At 68.3% G+C, this 20,467-nt stretch carries 18 protein-coding genes; 4 read left to right on the forward strand and 14 right to left on the reverse strand.

Annotation, left to right across the window (positions count from 1 at the left end; genetic code table 11):
• Genes H7347_RS09880 through H7347_RS09890 form a run of 3 tightly spaced genes read right to left on the reverse strand, consistent with a single transcriptional unit; the run spans position 1 to position 3,839 of the window.
• The gene (locus H7347_RS09880) at positions 1-324 is read right to left on the reverse strand and encodes a putative quinol monooxygenase (RefSeq protein WP_152823347.1); all 324 of its coding nucleotides are present in this window, start codon (positions 322-324) and stop codon (positions 1-3) included.
• A gap of 18 nt (positions 325-342) precedes the next feature.
• The gene (locus tag H7347_RS09885; RefSeq protein ID WP_152823348.1) at positions 343-2,031 is read right to left on the reverse strand and encodes an alpha/beta hydrolase; all 1,689 of its coding nucleotides are present in this window, start codon (positions 2,029-2,031) and stop codon (positions 343-345) included.
• On the reverse strand, positions 2,031-3,839 hold the full coding sequence (locus tag H7347_RS09890) for an ABC-F family ATP-binding cassette domain-containing protein (RefSeq protein ID WP_152823349.1): 1,809 nt from the start codon (positions 3,837-3,839) through the stop codon (positions 2,031-2,033). The genes H7347_RS09885 and H7347_RS09890 overlap by 1 nt, the downstream gene beginning before the upstream one ends.
• Positions 3,840-3,918: 79 nt before the next feature.
• Between H7347_RS09890 and H7347_RS09895 the strand changes: the two genes are divergently transcribed.
• Positions 3,919-5,109, forward strand: coding sequence for a hypothetical protein (locus tag H7347_RS09895; RefSeq protein ID WP_152823350.1), 1,191 nt, complete (start codon positions 3,919-3,921; stop codon positions 5,107-5,109).
• Here H7347_RS09895 and H7347_RS09900 read toward each other — a convergent pair.
• From H7347_RS09900 to rsmI, 7 genes are all read right to left on the reverse strand, one after another.
• A complete protein-coding gene (locus tag H7347_RS09900) occupies positions 5,106-6,071 on the reverse strand; it encodes a 4-(cytidine 5'-diphospho)-2-C-methyl-D-erythritol kinase (RefSeq protein ID WP_152823351.1) in 966 nt (321 codons plus the stop codon). The two genes, H7347_RS09895 and H7347_RS09900, sit on opposite strands and share 4 nt — an antisense overlap.
• Positions 6,068-6,934 carry a 16S rRNA (adenine(1518)-N(6)/adenine(1519)-N(6))-dimethyltransferase RsmA gene (rsmA, locus tag H7347_RS09905; RefSeq protein WP_152823352.1) on the reverse strand — a complete coding sequence of 289 codons (867 nt, stop codon included), beginning with the start codon at positions 6,932-6,934 and terminating at the stop codon, positions 6,068-6,070. The genes H7347_RS09900 and rsmA overlap by 4 nt, the downstream gene beginning before the upstream one ends.
• Positions 6,935-6,936: 2 nt before the next feature.
• Positions 6,937-8,052, reverse strand: coding sequence for a resuscitation-promoting factor (locus H7347_RS09910; protein ID WP_152823366.1), 1,116 nt, complete (start codon positions 8,050-8,052; stop codon positions 6,937-6,939).
• A gap of 226 nt (positions 8,053-8,278) precedes the next feature.
• Entirely contained in the window at positions 8,279-9,127 is an 849-nt protein-coding gene (locus tag H7347_RS09915) for a TatD family hydrolase (protein WP_152823353.1), read from the reverse strand.
• Between the two features lie 27 nt (positions 9,128-9,154).
• Entirely contained in the window at positions 9,155-10,993 is a 1,839-nt protein-coding gene (gene metG / locus H7347_RS09920; protein WP_152823354.1) for a methionine--tRNA ligase, read from the reverse strand.
• A gap of 5 nt (positions 10,994-10,998) precedes the next feature.
• Positions 10,999-12,795 (reverse strand): BCCT family transporter, encoded by a 1,797-nt coding sequence (locus H7347_RS09925; protein WP_227659124.1) that lies wholly within the window; start codon positions 12,793-12,795, stop codon positions 10,999-11,001.
• 190 nt (positions 12,796-12,985) lie between these two features.
• Positions 12,986-13,852 (reverse strand): 16S rRNA (cytidine(1402)-2'-O)-methyltransferase, encoded by an 867-nt coding sequence (gene rsmI / locus H7347_RS09930; protein ID WP_152823355.1) that lies wholly within the window; start codon positions 13,850-13,852, stop codon positions 12,986-12,988.
• Positions 13,853-13,908: 56 nt separating this feature from the next.
• Here rsmI and H7347_RS09935 point away from each other — a divergent pair, with 56 nt between their 5' ends.
• Complete coding sequence (locus H7347_RS09935) at positions 13,909-15,480, forward strand: glycosyltransferase family 39 protein (RefSeq protein ID WP_186337479.1); 1,572 nt, start codon at positions 13,909-13,911, stop codon at positions 15,478-15,480.
• Here H7347_RS09935 and H7347_RS09940 read toward each other — a convergent pair.
• The 3 genes from H7347_RS09940 to H7347_RS09950 are packed head-to-tail and all read right to left on the reverse strand — an operon-like array spanning position 15,477 to position 17,752.
• Positions 15,477-16,148, reverse strand: a complete 672-nt coding sequence (locus H7347_RS09940; protein ID WP_152823356.1) for a zf-HC2 domain-containing protein — start codon at positions 16,146-16,148, stop codon at positions 15,477-15,479. The two genes, H7347_RS09935 and H7347_RS09940, sit on opposite strands and share 4 nt — an antisense overlap.
• The gene (locus tag H7347_RS09945; protein WP_152823357.1) at positions 16,145-16,537 is read right to left on the reverse strand and encodes a DoxX family protein; all 393 of its coding nucleotides are present in this window, start codon (positions 16,535-16,537) and stop codon (positions 16,145-16,147) included. Before H7347_RS09945 ends, H7347_RS09940 begins: the two co-directional genes overlap by 4 nt.
• A gap of 3 nt (positions 16,538-16,540) precedes the next feature.
• Positions 16,541-17,752, reverse strand: a complete 1,212-nt coding sequence (locus H7347_RS09950) for an MFS transporter (RefSeq protein ID WP_152823358.1) — start codon at positions 17,750-17,752, stop codon at positions 16,541-16,543.
• Between the two features lie 108 nt (positions 17,753-17,860).
• Here H7347_RS09950 and H7347_RS09955 point away from each other — a divergent pair, with 108 nt between their 5' ends.
• Both H7347_RS09955 and H7347_RS09960 read left to right on the forward strand, forming a co-directional pair.
• Positions 17,861-18,457 carry a DNA-3-methyladenine glycosylase I gene (locus tag H7347_RS09955; protein WP_152823359.1) on the forward strand — a complete coding sequence of 199 codons (597 nt, stop codon included), beginning with the start codon at positions 17,861-17,863 and terminating at the stop codon, positions 18,455-18,457.
• 551 nt (positions 18,458-19,008) lie between these two features.
• A complete protein-coding gene (locus H7347_RS09960) occupies positions 19,009-19,359 on the forward strand; it encodes a hypothetical protein (protein WP_152823360.1) in 351 nt (116 codons plus the stop codon).
• A gap of 175 nt (positions 19,360-19,534) precedes the next feature.
• Here H7347_RS09960 and H7347_RS09965 read toward each other — a convergent pair whose 3' ends face one another.
• Positions 19,535-20,239, reverse strand: coding sequence for a hypothetical protein (locus tag H7347_RS09965; protein ID WP_152823361.1), 705 nt, complete (start codon positions 20,237-20,239; stop codon positions 19,535-19,537).
• Positions 20,240-20,467: the final 228 nt, after the last annotated feature.

Below are 20,467 nucleotides of genomic sequence, written 5' to 3' on the forward strand. Positions count from 1 at the left end.
TTAGTCCACCGCGAACTCGGCCATGCGATCCCACTCGGTCTTGCCCGAGATGGTGGTGTTGATGATCTTGGGGGTCTCCAGCAACAGCGTGGGGAAGAGCTCGCAGGCGGCCTTGAAGTGCGGGGAGTTCACGTGCGCCTCGGCGGCATCGTCCTGGAAGGCCTCCAGGAGCACGTAGACACCGGGGTCATCGGTGCTGCGGTACCAGTCGAAGAAGATGTTGCCCTCCTCGGCGCGGGTGGCCTCGGTGAACTCCGCAACCTTCTCCCGGAAGTTCTCCAGGTACTCGGGCTTGGGGCGATAGACAACGTTGATCAAAATCATGGCCGCCAGCCTACCAATTTACTCAAACTTCGCGTCCCCGCTGCTTGTCAGCGCGGCCTCCAGCACTCCGGCGAGCTCGCGGGCGCGGCGCTGATCCTGCCCGGCGATGGCGACAAAACCGTCGAGCAACTCGTCGCCGTAGTTGTGCCCGTGGCTCTGCGGCACGTTCTGACTCACCGGCAGGTCCGCCGCGACCTGGAGGAAGGTGAGGAAGGGAATCCAGCGCATGCCGGGGAAGCGATCGAAGCCCGCCGGCTCGCGCAACCAATCCGGTTCCTTCAGCATGAGCGAGGGCGACCACCACACGATCGGGTCGGAGGGGTGCTGAATGTAGAGCACCCGGGTGGGGCCCCAGCGCTCGTCCGCGCCGGCGAAAGAGCGCACCTGTTCGGCATTTTGGGCAAAGCGCACCACCAGCCCACCCGAGTACTCCGGGCTGACCTGGGTGGTGCCGGGGTCGCGGCGCTCGATGAAGCTCGACCACAGCGGGTTGAAGTCCGGCGGGCCAGTCAGCAGGATGCCATCGACGGACGAGGAAATATCGCGCATCCCGGAAAAGGCCGATTCCACCGCGGTGGAACCCAGGGATTCCCCGTAGAGGTAGAGCTTGGGTCGGTTCTCCGCGGGGAGGCCGTTCCACCAGTCCACCACGGGGGTGATCAGCTCCCGCCCGGCCTCCTGCACCGCCTCGCCCCCGGCGAAGAAGTGAAATGCCGAGGGAAGGTAGGAATACTGCGCGGAGGCCACGGCAGTGTCACCGTCGTGGAGCAGCTCGAAGGCCTGGGCGGCGCGCAGGTTCACCCAGCCGGTGCCGGTGGGCAGCACCAACAGCAGGGCCTTGTGCTCGCGCGCGTCGGTGCGCTCCAGCTCGTCGATGAGTACCCGGGCGCGTTTCCCCACCTCCGGTTCGGTGCGCAGGCCCGTGTACACGCGCACCGGTTCGCGGGCGGGCCGGCCCGTGAGGCGTTCCAGATCCGCGGCGCGCAGGCCACCATCGACGAACCTCATGCCGTAGCGGCCCAAACCCGCGAAGTCCACGGGGGAATCCGGCGAGCCGGAGCGCTGCGCCTCGGCCGGGCGGCGTACCCCCTCCTCCGGATGCGCGTTACTCGCGGAGAACACCCGCTCCCCCGTCCCGACGATGATGCCCGGAATAACCTCATTAACCACTAACAGGCACAGGATGATCGCCGCACCCCAACCCAGGGTGCCGCGCACCGGGGCGCGCAGCCGGGAAGGCGCCGCCCGGGTCAGCCCCCGCGCCAGGGCGCGCACGACGACCCCCAGTGCCAGGGCCGCGGCAAAGACCGCGGCACCCACCGGTAGCACCAGCAGGAACTCGCCCAGCGAATAGGCCTGCGCCCCGGTAAGCTCGGCGACGCCGCGTTGCCAGCGCAGGGAGAAAACCGCCGCGCCGATCACGCCCATCCAGGCCACCGCAGGCACCGCGACGCGCACACCCCGGCGCGCCCGGGGTGGCACGCGGTCGAGGCGGACCCGCAGCCGCGGCGCGTAACGCGGGGACAGCCAGCGGTGCCACACCCGATGCGCGCCGCTTCCCAGCAGGTAGCCGATGCCCGCGCCCAGGCCACAGACCAGGCCTTGATAGAAGAAATCGCGGGGCAACAGGGAGGGGGTTAGCCCGAGCACGAACATGATCGCCGCCCCCACCATGCCCCAGGGGTGCAGCGCGATCCGCCGATGCATCAGCCCTCTAGTTCCTCGGCCGCCTCAAGCCACTGCGCCTCGGCCTCCTCGCGGTGCTCGCGCAGCTGGCGGGCCTGGGCATCCAACTCGGTCAGACGCGCCGTGTCCGGCGGCGTGGCGGCCGCCGCCCGTGTCATCTGGGCCTCGGCCTCGACGATCTTGTCCGAGAGCACGGCCATCTCGCGTTCCAGCCGGTTCATCTTCTTGGTCAGCTCCCGGTGCTGCTGGCTGCTCAGCCGCGCCGGGGCGTGCTGCGCGGCGGGCTTTTCCTCCCCCAGGTTCAGGGGCCCGGTCCCCTCGGCGGCGGCCTCCTGGGCGCGGCGGCGCAGGTATTGATCGATGCCGCCGGGCAGGTTGGTCAGCCGACCATCGCCAAAGAGGGCCCAGGTGCTGTCCGCGATGCGCTCGATGAGGTAGCGATCGTGCGAGATCACCACGAGGGTGCCCGGCCAGCCGTCGAGCAGGGATTCCAGCTCCTGGAGGGTGTCGATGTCGAGGTCGTTGGTGGGCTCGTCGAGCAGCAGCACGTTCGGCTCCGCCATGAGCACGCGGGTCAGCTGAAGGCGGCGGCGCTCCCCGCCGGAGAGATCGCCCACCGGGGTGCGCTGGCGCTTGGCGGAAAAGCCCAGGCGCTCGGCCAGCTGGGAGGCGGAGAGTTCCTTGTCTCCCAGCCGGACGTAGGTGGCCACGTCCTCCACCGCGTCGAGAAGGCGGCGCTGCGGGTCGAGGTCGTCGAGCTCCTGGCGCAACCATCCCAGGCGCACGGTCGTGCCCTGCGCGCGCCGGCCGCCGCTCAGCGGATGCTCCCCGGCCAGGGCGCGCAGCAGGGTGGTCTTGCCCGAGCCATTGACCCCCACCAGACCGATGCGTTCGCCGGGGGCCAGGTGCCAGGTCAGGGAGTCCGCCAGCACGCGGCCGTCGGGGGTTTCTACCCTCGCGTCCTCCAGGTCGATCACCCGGTTGCCCAGGCGGCGCTTGGAGAAGGCCATGAGTTCCACGCTATCGCGGGGGGCGGGGACGTCCGCGATGAGCGCCTCGGCGGCCTCGATGCGGTAGCGGGGCTTGGAGGTGCGCGCGGGCGCGCCGCGACGCAGCCAGGCCAGCTCCTTGCGGGCGAGGTTACGCCGCCGCGCCTCGGCGGCATCGGCCTGGCGGGCGCGCTCGGCGCGCGCGAAGGTCCAGTCGTTGTATCCCCCCTCGTAGACGTCCACCCGGCCGTCGTGCACCTCCCAGGTGCGGGTGGCCACGGTGTCGAGGAACCAGCGATCGTGGGTGACCACCACCAGCGCGATCTTGCGGGCGAGCAGGTGATCGGCCAGCCACTGCACGCCCTCCACGTCGAGGTGGTTCGTGGGCTCGTCGAGCACCACGAGATCGAGATCGCGCACGAGCGCGGCGGCGAGGTTCACGCGGCGACGCTCCCCACCGGAGAGATCGCCCACCGGGGTGTCCAAGCCCAGCGCGGCCACCCCCAGGCCGCCGAGTACCGCGCGCACTCGAGCATTGGAGGCCCATTCGAAGGTTTCTAGGCCCAGCGGGGAGAGCACCACCTGGGCGACGGTGGCGGCGGGATCAAGATTCGCGCGCTGGGTGACCACGGCCATGCGCAGGCCGCCGACGCGGGAGACGCGCCCGGAATCCGGCTGCGCCAGGCCGGTGAGCACTTCGAGCAGGCTGGTCTTTCCTCCACCGTTGAGGCCCACGACGCCGATGCGATCCCCGCTTTGCACCCCGAGGGAGACGCCGTCAAGCAGGGTGGTAAGGCCGTAGGAGAGGGATACGTTCTCCATGTTGATGAGGTTTGCCATAGCGGATCCCATTCTAAGGCACCCCTTCCACCCCCGCATTATTGATAATGATAATCATTATATGTTAGGCTCGTGGCCCATGAAACACGCCGCGGCACTCGCCGTCCTTTCCTGTAGTCTCCTCGCCCTCACCGGATGCTCCGCCGAGCACGGTCCCGCCGAAGTCGCCGAGGTCTCCTCCCTGCACCCCCGGCTGACCTACACCCACGACGGCGGCCTGACCACCCTCGACGCCATCACCGGCGACACCCTGGCCACCACCGAGCGCGAGGGATTCCTCCGGCTCAATCCCAGCGGAGACGGACGCACGCTGCTCGTGAGCGCCGACGACGAATACCTGCTCTACGACACCGCCGCCCAGCGCGTGGATCACGGCGACCACGCCCACCTCTACTCCGGCGACCCCGTGCTCACCTCCACCACCTTTGCCGCCCCGCACGCCGGGCACGTGGTGGCCCACGACGGGCGCACCACCCTCTTCTCCGACGGCGAGGGCACCATCACCCTCCTGCCCACAGAGGCCTTCCTCGACGACCACCCCGCCGACCCCACCCACCTGTCCACCGGGGCCGCCCACCACGGCGTGGCCGTCCCGCTGGGTGAGAATCTGCTCAGCACCGCGGGCACCACGACGTCGCGCTCCACCATCCGGCTCCTCGACGCCCAGGGCGCCCCCCTGGCCGAGACCACCGACTGCCCCGGGGTCCACGGCGAGGCCGTGGCCGCCGGGGAGCGCGTGGTGTTCGGCTGCGAGAACGGGCCGATACTCTTCGACGGCACGACGTTCCACAAGGTGCCCGTGGAACAGGACTACCAGCGCTCCGGAAACCTGGCGGGCCGCCCCGATTCCCCCTACGTGCTGGGCGATCATAAGACCGACGCCGACGCCGAGCACGAGCACCCCACCGCCATAGCGATCATCGACACCCGCGACGCCACCCTGCGCACCGTAGACCTGGGGGCCTCCTACTGGTTCCGCTCCCTGGGGCGCGACGAGGAGGGGCACGGCGTGGTGCTCACCACCGACGGCGCGCTGAAGATCATCGACATGGAACGCGGCGAGGTGCTGCGCAGCATCCCGGTGATCGAGCCCTGGGAGGAAAAGGAGGACTGGCAGGAGCCCGGACCCATCCTCAAGGTGGCCGGCTCCACCGCCTACGTCAGCGACGCCGCCGACACCCTCTTTGTGGTAGATCTCGCCTCCGGCGAGGTGGTGGCCAAGCACCAGCTAGAGCACACCCCCGTAGAGATGGAGGTGACGGGGGTTTAGTTCTCCACCACCCGCGCCCCCGGCACCGGCCCATGGGCCACCACCGCCCGGTGCGCCAGGTTGTGATCCAGCAGCCCCTCGGCCACCGCCTCGGCGGCGGCCTCGTCCCGGCACAAAAAGGCCAGGGTGGGCCCGGAACCAGAAACCACGCAGCGCAGCGCCCCCAACTCCACCGCCGCCCGGTGGGCCACCCGCAGCCGGGGCATAAGGTGGAGGGCAGCCGGTTCCAGATCGTTGTGCATGTGCACCGCCACCGCCAGGGGATCGCCACTGACCAGGGCCTTACTCACCGCGCCGACATCGAGGTGCGGCTGTTCCTCTGGGCGAGCGTAGCGCAGCTCGTCGAGTTTCTTAAACACCTCGGGCGTGGATAATCCCTGGGGAGACAGCGCAAACACCCAGTAGTAGTTCCCCCTGCTGAGCACCGGAGTGAGCTCCTCCCCGCGCCCGCGCCCCCAGGCGGTGGCTCCCATGAGGGTAAAGGGAACGTCCGAACCCAGTTCCGCGGCGATCTCGTAGAGTTCCTCCTCCGCCAGGGGCGGGTACTCCGGGGAGAACAAAGCCACAGTGGCGCGCAGGGCGGCCGCCGCGTCCGCCGAACCTCCGGCCATACCCCCGGCGGTGGGTATCCCCTTGTGCAGGTGCAGAAAAAGGGCCGGTGCCCAGGAAAGGCCGTGGCGGCGCCGGTAGCGCGCCACCACGGCCTCGGCCGCGCGCACCGCAAGGTTAGAGGAATCCGTGGGCACCTTCTGCGCGTCCAGGCCCGTCACCCGCACCCCGCGCACGTGCGGGCCGCTTTCTATCCGGCGGGCGGGCACGGCCTCCACCGCGAGGTCGTCGTGCAGGCTCACCGCCTGGAATACCGTGGAGAGCTCGTGAAAGCCGTCTGGGCGAGCCTGCCCCACCCCCAGAAAGACGTTCACCTTGCCGTGGGCCCGGGCGCGTACCAGTTTTCTTTTCATCGCGCGTTCCCCAGCCGCACGAAGTCCGCCACGCCCAGCTTCTCGCCCCGTGCCTGCGGGTCGATTCCCGCCGCGCAAAGGCGCTCCTCGGCCGCGGCCGCCGAGCCGTACACCCCGGCGAGCGCGGCGCGCAGGGTCTTGCGACGCTGGGCGAAGGCGGCGTCGACGAGCGGAAATACCGCACCGCGGGTGGCCTCGGTGATCGGCCAGGGGGAATCGGCCCCGCGGCAGTCCACGCGCACCAGGCCGGAATCGATGCGCGGGGCGGGCCAAAAGACGTTCTTGCCGATAGCCCCGGCGCGACGCACCTCCCCGTAAAAGCTCGCCTTGACCGAGGGGACCCCGTACACGCGGGAGCCGGGGTCCGCCGCGAGACGGTCGGCCACCTCCGCCTGCACCATGACCAGCACCCGACGCAGGCTGGGGAAGGTAGCCAACAGGTGCAACAGCACCGGCACGGAGACGTTATAGGGCAGGTTGGCCACCAGGGCCGTGGGCGGCTCCGGCACGTCCTCGGGGGTGATCCGCAGGGCGTCGCTGCGCACCACGGTGAGCTTGGCGGCGTGATCGGGGGCGTAGGCGGCGACGGTGTCCGGCAGGCGGTGCGCCAGGCGCTCGTCGATCTCGATGGCGGTGACCCGGCTCACGGTATCGAGCAGGGCCAGGGTGAGCGAACCCAGGCCCGGGCCCACCTCGATCACCCGATCCTCGGGGCTCAGCTCCGCGGCCGCCACGATGCGGCGCACGGTGTTGGGGTCGTGCACAAAGTTCTGGCCCAGCTTCTTGGTGGGATTGACCCCCAGCTCCTGCGCCAGCTGGCGGATCTCCACGGGCCCGAGCAGCCGGGCAGCGCTATCCCCCATGCCTAACGGATACCGAGCTTGGCGGTGCAGGCGGGCCAGGCTCCCCACCCCTGGGCGGCCTGCACCTTCTCCGCCACGGCGATCTGCTGCTCGCGGGTGGCCAGGTGCGCCTCGGGGGCATAGGCGGTGCCGCCGTAGCCCACCCAGGTCGAGGGCGTAAATTGCAGGCCGCCGGAGAAACCGTTGCCGGTGTTGATGGACCAATCGCCCCCGGCCTCGCACTGGGCCAGCGAGTCCCACACCCCGCCCTGGGCCACGGCCGGGGCGGAGGATTCCGAAGAACCGAGGGGGGACGCGTTCACCGCTTTCTTTGCCTCCTTGGTGCCGCGCGCGATCACCCGGGGGGTGGCCGGGGTCTTGTCCTCCTCGCGAAGAACCCTATTTTCCCTCTCCTTGCCATTGACCCGCACGACGGCGCGGGTGATCTCCTTGAGCCCCGGGATTCCCTCCTCCACCACGGACTCCTCGCCCCGGGGCAGCTCCGCGTTGTCCACGTATTCCACGGGGGGCGCGATCTCCTCGGTGGACTTTTCCTCCGTCTTTTCCACCCGGTCGATCTCGATGCTGAGGTTCTTCGTCAGCGGCGTGTCGAGGGCCGGGCGTACCACGTCATCCGCGCCCAGGACGATTCCCCGCTGAGCCAACGCATCGCCCACGGTCTTGGCCGCCAGGGAGGTGTAGCTGGTGGCTCCGCCGTCGTGAATGGCCACGATCTTGGGCGAGGTGACCTCCAGGGTCATGCCGTCGGTCACGCGGCTGGTGCCGTCGGCGGCCACCTCGGAGCCGGGATCGATCTCCGGGCGCTCGCCGATGAGGTCCTCCACGGTCAGGGCGGTGGAGCGAATGGTCTGCTCCTGCCCATCGATGACCAGGGCCACGGGCTTGGCGGTGCGCACGGTGATAGTAGCGGCATCGGCCACCCGCTCCGAGGGGGCCGGGTAAACCAGATCACCCTCGTCCACCTCCACGCCGGCCGCCTCCAGGGTGCCGGCGACATCCCTGGACATGGTGGTCAGTTCCCTGCGCTCGCCGTTGAGGTCGAGGACCACGGACTTCTGCCCCTGGGCCACCGCTACGCCGCCCACCACCATCGTGGCCAACACGCCGCCGGTGGCCATGCGCAGCGGCACGGAGCGGCTGTCGTTGATCCTACGGATCGTCGAGGTGTGCTTGCGTGACTTCACAGTGTTCTCCCGCGTTCTCCCGTGTCCCCCGGTGCGGGGACCGTTCCAACTCGAATAACAATACGGTAACGGCCGGGCCCTGTCCAGCACCCACGCCACGGCGCACGGAACAATATCGGCAGGTCAGACGGGTTATGCAACAAAGATCACGGCCTTCACATCAGCCACAGTCACGCAGGCCATACACCGCATCAAAGGTCCGCGAGACCTCCTCCGCTAGCTCCTCCGGGGCTTGACCGCGCGCCTGCGCCACGCACAGGGCGGTATGCCCCACCAGAGCGGGTTCATTACGCGCACCCCGATAGGGCTCCGGGGTCATATAGGGTGCGTCCGTCTCCACCAACAGCTGCCCGCTCGGGGCCAGGGCCGCCGCCTCCCGCAGCTGTTCGTTGCGCTTGAAGGTGACGTTGCCCGCGAAACTGAGCACCCAGCCGCGCTCGATGGCCTGACGGGCCATCGGTAGCGGGGAGGAAAAGCAGTGCAAGATCACCGCGGGCGGGCTCGGACAGTCGTCCAGGATGCGCAGCAGGTGTTCGTCGCCCTCCCGATTATGGATCATCAGCGCCTTACCGCTGCGCGCTGCGAGGTCCGCATGCCAGCGCAACGCCTCCTCCTGAACCTCCAGCGGGGCGGTCGCCTCCGGGTCGTGCCGCAGCCAGTAGGTGTCAATACCGGTCTCTCCGATCGCCACGCAGCGCGGATCCAGGGCCATTTGCGCTAATCGATGCCGCGCCGCCTCGCCCAGCTCCCCCGCTCGCGTGGGGTGAATCGCGCAGGCGGCATAGACCCGCTCGTCCCAGTACGCGGCGGCAAGCGCTTGCTCGGCCTCCTCTAAGCCGTCGCCCACGGTGCAGATCTTGTCCACCCCGGCCCCGGCGGCGCGCCGCACCGCGGCGCGCACCGCCTCGGGGGTGTCCGCCCCGCAGGAGGCCAGGTGGGTGTGGGCGTCCACCAGGTGCGCGAGGAAGGGGGCGGGCTGCGGAATCGGACGGGGCTTCTTTTTCGCCATGCCCCCGTCTTACCAGAGGCCCGGCCGCTAGGTGTCCTGCTGCACCGGCGCCCAGGCGGGGCCGGTCTCGGCCAACTCCGGGTCGAGCTTGCGAATCAGCGGCTTGGGCTTGACCAGCGGCGTGCCCGGTTGCACCGTCACCCGCTCCCAGCGCGCCTGCTGGCTCACGTAGTCCCCGGAGATGATCGGGTAGCGCTGCCCCTCCTGCGGCAGGCCAGTGCCCACGAGCTCCACCGGGGCATCGTCGACGACCTCGCTGACCTCGGGCTGGGCGGCCCAGACCCCAGTGCGCCCCAGGGTTTCGTGGACGCGCTGGGCGGTGGCCGGCAGGTACGGGGTCAGCATGACGTTACAGTCGCTGACCACCTGGAGGGCCGTCCACAGCACCGTGGCCAGGCGCTCGCGCTGAGACTCGTCCTTGGCGAGCTTCCAGGGCTCCTGGGCCGCGATGTAGGCGTTGGCCTCGCCCACCACGTGCATGGCGGCGGTGATGCCCGCCTTGAACTTGGAGCGCTCCAGGCATTCGGCCACGGTGTTCATGGAATCGCGAGCCAGGCGCAGGATCTCCTCGTCCTCCTGCGCGAGCTCCCCCGGCGCAGGCACCTCACCGAAGTTCTTGTGGGCCATGGAGACGGTGCGATTGACCAGGTTGCCCCAGCCGTTGGCCAGCTCGTTGTTGATGCGGCGGACGAACTCGTCCCAGGTGAAGTCCGTGTCCATGTTCTCCGGGCCGGCCACGGCGATGAAATAGCGCAGCGGATCGGGGCCGAACTCCTCCAGGAAGTCCTTGACATAGATCACCACCCCCTTGGAGGAGGAGAACTTGGAGCCGGACATGGTGAGGAACTCCGAGGACACCACCTCGGTGGGCAGGTTGAGCTCCCCGTAGGCGTGCTGAGAACCACCCTTGGCCCCCTTGCCCGCGTAGCCCAGCAACTCCGCGGGCCAGATCTGGGAATGGAAGGTGATGTTGTCCTTGCCCATGAAGTAGTAGCCCTCGGCCTGCGGGTTCTGCCAGAACCTCTTCCAGGCCTCCGGGTCGCCGGAGCGCCAGGCCCACTCGATCGAGGCCGAGAGGTAACCGATCACGGCGTCGAACCACACGTAGAGCTTCTTAGCGTTATTATCCTGCCAGCCCTCCACCGGCACGGGGATGCCCCAGTCGATGTCCCGGGTCATGGCGCGCGGGTGCAGGTCGCGCAGGAGGTTAAGGGAGAACTTCAGCACGTTGGGCCGCCAGGACTCGCGCGTGCTCAGCCACTTTTCCAGGGCGTCGGCCAGGGCCGGGAGGTCGAGCAGGAAGTGCTCGGTCTCGATGAACTCCGGGGTCTCGCCGTCGATCTTGGACACCGGCTTGATCAAATCCACCGGGTCGAGCTGGTTGCCGCAGTTATCGCACTGATCGCCGCGCGCGCCCTCGGCGCCGCAGATGGGGCAGGTGCCCTCGATGTAGCGATCCGGCAGGGTGCGACCGGTCTTGGGCGAGACCGCGCCCATCGTGGTCTGCTTGATCATGTAGCCGTTGTCGTAAAGGCCCGTGAACAGCTCCTGCACCACGGCGTAATGGTTGCGGGTGGTGGTGCGGGTAAACAGGTCGTAAGACAGGCCCAGCCCCGCGAGGTCCTGGACGATCTGGCGGTTATAGCGATCGGCCAGTTCCTTGACGGAGACGCCCTCCTTATCCGCCTGCACCAGCAGGGGGGTGCCGTGCTCGTCCGTGCCGGAGACCATGAGCACCTCAGCGCCGCGCATTCGCTGATAGCGGGCGAACACATCCGAGGGAACGCCAAAGCCCGCCACATGGCCGATGTGGCGCGGGCCGTTGGCGTAGGGCCAGGCAACAGATACGAGCACGGTTTTGGTCATGCGTTCTACCCTAATTTATCCGCCGGCGCGCTCCCACCTGCGGCGCGCTCCTGGCGCTTGGTGCGCCGCGCCAGGCGGCGCGCCCGCTGCTGCTCGCGCTGCACGTATTCGCGATGAATGCGCCGCTCGCGGGCCAGGCTGCGGGCGAAGCGCTGCTGCTCGCGGTAGTCCAGGTAGATGACGTCGTCGCGGAGATCCTTGACGATGGCAAACATCAGGGCGACGATGATCACGAGGAAGGGTGCGGCCGCCACGATGGTGACGTTTTGCAAGTTGCTCAGCACATCATCGCCGCCGGAGACCAGCAGCGTGAGCCCGATGAGCGCGGTCAGCAAGCCCCAGGTCGCGGAAACGAAGGGATGGGCATTCGTGCGCCCGTACTGGGACATCGAGCCCATCACGGTGGAGGCGGAGTCCGCCGAGGTGATGAAGAAGGTACCCAGCAGGATCACCGCCACGATCCCCATGATCTGGCCGCCGGGCAGGTTGTGCAGCAGGCTAAAAAGCTGATCCTCCGCGGAACCGTCGCCCCACACGGAGCGCCCCTCGCGCTCCATGGTGATGGCCGTGCCGCCGAAGATGGCAAACCACACGGTGGACACCCCGGCGGGGATCAGCAGCACGCCCACGCAGAACTCGCGGATAGAGCGCCCGCGGGAGATCCGCGCCAGGAACATGCCCACGAAGGGCGACCAGGAGATCCACCAGGCCCAGTAGAAGATCGTCCAGCTGGAGAGCCACGCGCCGTCGGAATTGGTGGCGGTGCGCGAGGCCATGGAGAAGAACTCCGAGAGATAGCCGCCCACCGAGCCGGGGATCAGGTTAAGCACGGCCACCGTGGGGCCCAACACGAAAACCACGATGGCCAGGATCGCGGCCAGGATCATGTTCGCGTTGGAAAGGTACTGGATGCCCTTGCCCACGCCGGAGATCGCGGACAGCAGGAAAGCCAAGGTCAGCACGGAGACGATTCCGATGATCGTCCAGGTGCCGGGGGACTCCACGATGCCCGCGGCCGAGAGACCCGCACCGATCTGGATGGCGCCCACCCCCAGCGAGCAGGCGGTGCCAAAGACGGTGGCGAAGATGGCCAGGGTGTCGATGACCTGTCCCAGCCACCCCTTGGCTCGGCGTTCCCCGATCAGGGGGGTAAAGGCCGAGGAGATCAGCTGGCGACGCCCCACGCGGAAGGTGGAATACGCGATCGCCAGGCCCACGATGGCGTAGATCGCCCAGGGATGCAGCGTCCAGTGGAACATCGCGGAGGCCATGGCGGAATTGACGTCCTCGGCCGGGTGACCGGGCACGCCCTGCCGGTAGAAGGTCAGCGGCTCCGAGGCGCCGTAGAACATCAACCCGATGCCCATGCCGGCGGCGAACATCATGGCAATCCAGGACACGGAGCTAAACTCCGGCTCCTCGTCGATGCGGCCCAATTTAATGGTGCCGAACTTGCTGAGCGCGACCACCACCACGAAGGCCACGAAAACGGTGCCGAAGAGCACGAAGGCCCAGCCGAAGTTGGTGACCACAAAGTCCAGCGCGCTTTGGGCAAAGGCGGCAAAGGAATCGGAGCCGACCAGCCCCCAGATCACGATCCCCAGGGCGACGGCCCCCGCCGCCCCCACCACGGGCCAGTTGGTCCCGTTATCCTCGTCCTCGGATTCTAGGGTGATATCCGCGTCCGCGGCTTCGTCCAGCCCCTCGCTAATGGCCGAGTGCCCCTGGAGCATGGCGGCTAATTGCTCGGTGGCAGAGCCCGCCCCGACCCCTCTTTCTTCACTCTCATGCGGATTCGTCATGTTACCCACCATTAAGCAGAATGAGCGATATATCAAACCTAAATCCGCAATAGGACGGCGCACATAAACATCTCGGCCAGAATCGTTACCCTTTTGTGACCTCGCTAATCCGCAGCGCAGCGCGCACGCGCGTCGGGGATTAATCACAAAACGGTAACGTTTCCCTGGGAGTTTCTGTGCGGGGGCTGAATCAGCCGCGCGCGGCCAGGGCGGCGTCGTAAAGCTCCCGGGCGCGCACCCCGTGCCGGGCGGCCAGATCCTTACACACCGCCTTGAGCCGCTCGCCCGCGGCCACCCGCCCTAGCGCCTCCGGCACCAGCTCGCCGACATCCACCGCGACCTCGGCGGTGGCGTCCAGAACCACGGTCACCTCGCCGCGCACCCCCTCGGCCGCCCAGCGCGCCACCTCCCCCAGCGGGCCGCGGCGCACCTCCTCGTAGGCCTTGGTCAGCTCCCGGCACACCGCCACCCGCCGCCGCGGCCCCAGGATCTCCGCCGCCGCGGCCAGCGTCTCCGCCACCCGATGCGGGGACTCAAAAAAGCACACGGCCCGTTTTTCCTCGCGTAGGGATTCCAGCCAGGTGCGGCGCGCCCCCTCGCGGCGCGGGGCGAAGCCATCGAAGATAAAGCGCCCCACGTCCAGACCGGACAAGGCCAGGGCCGTGGGCACGGCTGAGGGGCCGGGCGCGCAGCTGACCGGCACCCCGGCGTCGAGGGCGGCGGCCACCAGGCGCAGGCCCGGGTCGGAAACCACCGGCATGCCCGCGTCCGTCACCACGGCCACGGTGCCGGTGCGCGCAGCGGCCAAAAGCATCTCCACCCTCTGCTGCTCGTTGTGGTCAAAGTTCGAGACCACCCGGCCGCCGATCTCCACGCCGAGCGCCTGAGCCAGCGCCCGGGTGCGGCGGGTATCCTCGGCCGCCACCACGTCCGCCTGCTCCAACAGGCGGCACAGGCGCGGCGTGGCGTCGGCGACGTTGCCCAGCGGCGTGGCCGCCAGCACCACCCCAGTGGGCAACGGGGTATCAAGGGCGGCGTCGAGGTGCGGGGAGCTCATGGGAGTCATGGGTACAGCATCGCACATCCCGCCGGGCACCCCTTAGACTCTGACGGGTGAGCACGCTGACCCTCCCGCCCCGCTTCCAGCGCCCCGATCCCCTCGCGCCGGTGACGCGCCCGTGGGGTCACCCCGAGGCGTACTCCTTTGGCCTCATCGGCGCGCTAGCCCTTCTCACCCGCTTCCTCGGGTTATCCTCCACCGCCGCCAAGGGCACGCCGGTCTTCGACGAGAAGCACTACGTGCCGCAGGCCTGGGACATGGTGCGCAGCGGCATCAATCCCCTCATCGGGGGGATCGAGAATAACCCGGCCTATGGGCTGGTGGTGCACCCGCCCCTGGGCAAGCAGATCATCGCGGTGGGCGAGCGGATCTTCGGTTACACCCCGCTGGGCTGGCGCGTCATGGCCGCCCTCTTCGGCTGCCTCATCGTGGTGGCGCTCATGGGTTTTGTCCGCTCGCTGAGCAATTCCTGGCAAATCGCCACCTTCGCAGGCGTGCTCGCCACCTTCGACGGCGTGCTGCTGGTGGTCTCGCGCTACGGCATGTTGGATGTCTTTCAGGTGCTCTTTATTCTTCTCGCCGCCTGGGCGCTGCTGCTGGATCACCGCCAGGTGCACCGGCGGCTGCACGAGGCCTGGGCCTCAGGCGGCCTCGGGGGGTCTCCCCTCGGGCCTCGGCTGGGGTATCGCTGGTGGCGCTTTGCCGCCGGCATCGCTCTAGGCCTATCCCTGGCGGTGAAGTGGTCCGGCCTCTATTACATCGCGTTCTTCAGCCTGCTCAGCATCTTCGGGGACCTCGCCCTGCGCCGCCGCTACGGCGTCCGCCGCCCCGCGCTCGGCGCGCTGCTGCGCGATACCCTCCCCGCGTTATCCTCCCTGGTTGCGCTGCCCGCCGCGCTCTATCTGTGGTCCTGGCGGGCCTGGTTTTCCGCGGAAACCGCCGTGTACCGCCACGCCGCCGTCGACGGCACCATCGCCTCCTCCGAGCACTCGTGGCTCTCCGCGCTGCCGGACACCGCCGCCAGTTGGCTGTATTATCACCTCTCCGTGCTGGACTTCCACGCCCAGCTCACCTCCTCCGGCGGGCACCACCACCCTTGGGATTCCAAGCCCTGGGCCTGGCTCGTCTCCGGGCGACCCATCCTGTACTTCTCCTCCACCGACATCGAGTGCGCGGCGGGCACCTGCCGCCGCATGGTGTACCTCTTTGGCACCCCGGCGATCTGGTGGGTCACCATTCCCGTGCTGCTCTGGGCCTTGTGGAGCCTCTTTGTGCTCCGCGATCGCCGCTTCCTGATTCCCCTGGTGGGCTTCGCCGCGGGCTTTCTACCCTGGCTGGCCTCCTTCGACCGACAGATGTATTTTTTCTACGCCGCCGCGCTCACCCCCTTCAGCCTGACGATGATCGCCCTGGTGCTCGGCCAGCTTTGCGGGCGCGGCGGCCAGGTGACATGGGGCGGCCTGCGCGACCTCGCCGGGGGCAGCCTGCCCCGCGGCACCCTGGCGGTGATCGCCTACCTCGCGGCGGTGATCTCCATGTTCTTATACTTCTCGCCGCTGTTCTACGGCTACGTTATCCCCGACGCCTACTACCACTCGATGATGTGGCTGCCCAGCTGGCACTAGGTGGGAAGCCCCGCGCGCCAGCGCGACCAACCACCGCTGCTCAACCACGTCCACGCCACGGTGGCCGTGGTGATCCCCAGCGCCACCAGTTCCAGCACCTGCTGCCTGGTGGTGGTGCCCAACAGCACGTCCCTCATGCCGAAGCCCAGGCTAAACATCGTCCACGCCCCCAGCAGCGGCAGGACGCCCAGCAGCAGGCGCGGCAGCCAGGCCCCCAGCAGCAGCGCCGCGGCCAGGGCCAGGCGCACCGCCGCAGCCTGAGCCAACAGGTGCGCCAGGGTGGGGTCGGCATCCGGGCTGAGTACCCGCCCGCCCTCGGTGGTCTCCAACAGTCCTCCGGTATCGGCCAAAAGCCGCACCGCCGCCACCACGTGCAGCATCGCCGCCACCACCAGGACCAGGCGCGCCACCGTCAACGAGGCCAGGCGCGCCCCCGCGTGGCGACGCCACTCCGGTTCGACCTCTGCGAGGATCGCCCGGGTAAGCTCCTCCCCCGGCTCCCGTCCGGTGGGCGGGGGCACGGGCTGAAGGCGGGCGGCGCGGCGATAAAAGGCCTGGCACTGCCCGCACTGATCCAGGTGCGCCTCCACGACGTCGTTATCCAGGCGCCCCTCCTCGCCGTCGAGCCGCGCAGAAAGCTCGGACTGAATGACCTCGTGCGCGATCATCGGGTGAGCACCCCGTCCACGCTCGCGCGCCCGGAGCCAAAGACCACGATCATCAGCAGCGAGGCCAGCATCACCACCGGGTACTCCAGCTCCGAGAGGCTGGGGGTGAGGTGCACGAAGTAAATGGCGGCCACCATGAGCAAGGCCAGCGCGCCCGCCACCACCGTGGTGAGCAGCCCCACCACCAACAGGGCTCCCCCGGCCAGCTGCGCCACCCCGGCGATCCAGGCGGACAGCGCCGGCTGCGGCACGCCCCAGGCGCTAAACTGCCCGGTGGTTTCCGTGATCCCCGTGACCATGAGGATCCGCCACCCGTGTGCCACAAAGATCAGCCCCAGCACCGCCCGAAAAATCAGCAGCGCGCCATCGCGCATCACCGGCCTATCCATGGCCTATAGGCTACCCGCCTGGCGCGCCAGCTGAGCATCGACGTTGCCCTCGCGCCCCGCCAACCAGCCCACTATTCCCATCAGCACGCTGCTGAGCAGCAGCGCCCACAGGATCGGCCCCCAGCTCCCCAGCGCCTGGTGGGCCGCACCCACCAGCAACGGTCCCCCGGCTGCCAGGAGGTAGCCGACGGACTGGACGAAGGCCGAGAGCCTCGCTGTGACCTCCGGGGCGCTGGTGCGCGCCGGCATGAGCGCGAGCGCCATGAGGAAGCAGAAGCCGCCGATTCCCAGCAGCGCGGACCACAGATAGGGCGCGCTCATCGGAGCGTAGATCAGCCCCAGGTATCCGGCCGCCGTCGAGGCGGCGAAGCTCACGATCACCCAGTGCGCGTGCGCGCTGCGGGCCGCGATGCGCGGGACGATCAGCCCGCCGACGATCCCGAGGCCACCCACCAGCGCCAGGCCCACCGAGGCCACCCGGGGGCTGGCCCCCGCCTCCGCCAGGACGGTGGGCAGCCACCCCATCTGGATGTAGGCGTTCATGGACTGCAGCCCGAAGAACGCCGTGATGGCCACCGCCAGCGGCGAGCGCCACAGGCTACCCCGGATGGGGTCCGGGGTGCGAGAGGGCGCGGCCTGCGTGCGTGCGGAAAAGGCCAGCCACGCCCACACCGGGAGCTGCAGCGCCGCCGCGCCCGCCCAGATCCACAGCACCCCGCGCCAGGAGTCCGTGAGCACGGGAGACAGCGGGCCGAGGAACATGCCCACGCTGAGCACGGTGGTGTAGATCGTCATCAGCCGCACCGCCGCACGCCCGCCCGCGCCCTTGATCCACGCGGGCAGCAGCACGTTGACCAGCGCGATGCCCATGACCACCAGCCCAGTGAGGGCGATGAACCCCCATATGCTGCCCATCACCGGCCGCAGCGCCTGGCCCAGGACCTCCAGCGCCATCGCCAGCAGCAGGGTTCCCGTGAGCCCCAAGCGGCGCGAGAGCGGCACCGCCGCCACCCCAAAGAGCGCGAAGCAGATGCCGGGCAGCGCGGTGAGCAGCCCAGACAGAGTGCCGGGGGCGTCGTACGCGGCGGAGATCCGGTCCAGGACGGATCCCACCGCCACGATGGCCGGGCGAAGGTTCAGGGCAGCCAGGCCAACCGCCAGGGCGAGGATGAGGGAGCGACGTCGTGGGTTGTGCTGCTGTGGGCTTGCGGTCAAGGTACCTCCATATACTTGTGGGGATCTTCTTCCCCGCACTCTAGACCCCCTCCCCCACGCCCCGTTGAGGGGGAACCCGACCCCACCGCGAGGAGTCTAAATATCACCATGAGCACCGACGGCACCATCCTCTGCGAGGACGGCCTGCGCCGCCCACCCTGGGCCACCGCCTCCGCCCTCCTGCGCGAGTACTACGACACCGAATGGGGCATGCCCGTCCGCGACGACCGCGGCATGTACGAGCGCCTCACCCTCGAGTCCTTCCAGTCCGGCCTGTCCTGGGCCACCATCCTGGCCAAGCGCCCGGCCTTCCGCCGCGCCTTCCGCAACTTCGACCCCGAGGCGGTGGCCCGGTACGGCCCCGCGGAGGTGGAGGGGCTGCTTGCCGACGCCTCCATCGTGCGCAACCGACGCAAGATCGAGGCCACCATCGCCAACGCCCGCGCCACCCTGAACCTGGTTCCCGTGGGCGGGCTGGCCGAACTGGTGTGGTCATTCCAACCGGAGAGCACCCCCACCCCGCGCACCATGGCCGAGGTGCCCACCCGCTCCCCCGAATCCACGGCGCTGGCCGCCGCGCTGAAGAAGGCCGGCTTCCGCTTCGTGGGCCCCACCACCATGTACGCCCTCATGGAGGCCGTGGGGGTGGTGGACACGCACCTGGTAGGATCGTGGCGACGCGGCAGCTCCGGGGTGTGGGGATAGGTTTTTAACTGCTCAGCAAGAGCCGATCCTCCCACGTGGGGTAGATCTTCCAGGGATCGCCGCCACCGGGAACCCCCCACTGCGGTATCAAGCGCATCTCTTCCCATTTCCCATCCGGGCGCTGCTGCCAGCAGGCACTGGTGGAACGGTATCCCTCGCAGACCACCGGGCCGTCATAGGGAGAGACAATCCTAGTGCTAGCCTCCCAGCGTGCGCTGATAAGGGGATTCTCCACCGGGGGTAGATTATCAAGAGGGTCCGCACCCGCGACCCCAGAGTGGACCAGCAGGCACACCGCCGCCAGGCTTGAAACAAGATACCTTCGCGTTTTCTTCATGCCTTCTTTATCGGCATCCGGAGGCAAACTATTACCGTGTTATCTTCCTGCTCACTTTCATGACTCGCTTTCCCTCCGCGACTACGCCGGGGCGGAGGCACTCATCCCCGCCTCCGCCGGGGTAACCATGGTGCATCTCTTTACACCCCGGAAAGAAAAAGAACGGTAGCCTGACCCGCAGGGGAAACCGGACCTGGAAAGAGAGGTGATGATCGTGACCGACTCCTCCAACAAGGAAGAGAAGAACGATCACCGCAGCGCCATTACCGGGCGCTGCCTCGGCGTAGACCGAGCCGCGCGCTTGCCTCCCCACGATACCCATCCGCCCCTCCGTGGTCATCGCTCCTGGCGATCCCCCAGCAACGTGAATAACAAGGCCGCGCAGAAAAAGACGATGGCGTACTGGCTTATGCGGGACGGTTCCGTCTCCACCAGGGCCATGGAGCAGGAAAAGCACAAGAGCGCCACCGCCCCGCACGTAACGGCCACGAGTTCGGGAAAGCCCAGCCCTGCCGAGCTAAAGAGAATCTTTTTCTTGCCGCACGCACGATCACGCAGGAAATAATGGTGATGGCGGGCACCACGGCAAAGCCAACGAGATTGCCCCACGCGAACCCGGCGGCGAACACCACAGCGCTCAACACGAGCATGAGACAGGAAAGAATAAAGAATAGCCTTCTCCATACGCGCGACCTCATGGCCGCGATTATGGCGTAGGAACCGCGCACACGCCTCCCGCGTCACAGCGGCTGCGCGGATTCCTCCAATACCCCGATAAGCGGCGCGGCATCATCCCGCATGAACAGCTCGGTGAGCGCCTGGTGCCATTCCAGTTGCTTGTTTCCGGACACCGTGAAGGGCATGTACCCGTGGGTCACCAGTTCGAGGCTGGCGGACATCACCGCCGTGCGCTTGTTTCCGTCCCAGAAGAACTGCGCCCGGGCCATGAATGGCACCCGCAGGAGGGCGCGCCGCGCGGCCTCGGTGGGAGCGTTGCGCTCCCACCAGGCCCACGCCTCATCCAGCTCCTCCCGTGCGGGCGCCTGGTAGTCCCCCTCCGGGGTACGGACGATCCCGCCGCGCCCGCCCAGGGAGGACCGAGAACGGAATACCCCCGGATCGAGCGACACCGAGCGGGACACGATCCCGTTGATCCGCTCCGCGATCTCCCGGGTCACAGGGGTGTGCTTTTTCGCCTCCCGGATCACCAGGCCCCACGCCTCCGCGATGGCCCGCACCTCGTCCAGATCGTGCAGCGGGTGGCCGCCCACCGTCATCCCGGACATGATGGTCTGCACCTCGGGGAAGGTGAAGTTCAGGCCCTCCAGGCGCGCGGTGGACCAGGTGGCAAAGGGGTGGTTCTTCAGCAGCGCATGATAGGCGATGTCAAAGCCCACGCGGGGCAGATCCGGGAGAGGGGAGGGATGAGAAAAACCACCGAACATAGCCACCACCTTATCCCCTCTCGCCGCGTTCTCATGTCACCCTCATCCACACATGCATAGAGCAAAACCCGCCTGCGCGATCTTCTGCGTAGGCGGGTTTAAGGTTGCCCTCGTTTAGTGGACACCCGATTAGTACGGATCCTGTGCCCGTAGGAGAAGATGTTCATTGTGAGTGGGCAACAAAGAAAGAGCTACACTCCGGAGTTCCGGAGGGAGGCAGCTCGTCTT

The sequence above is a fragment of the Corynebacterium sp. zg-331 genome (assembly GCF_014267345.1).
Lineage (GTDB): Bacteria > Actinomycetota > Actinomycetes > Mycobacteriales > Mycobacteriaceae > Corynebacterium.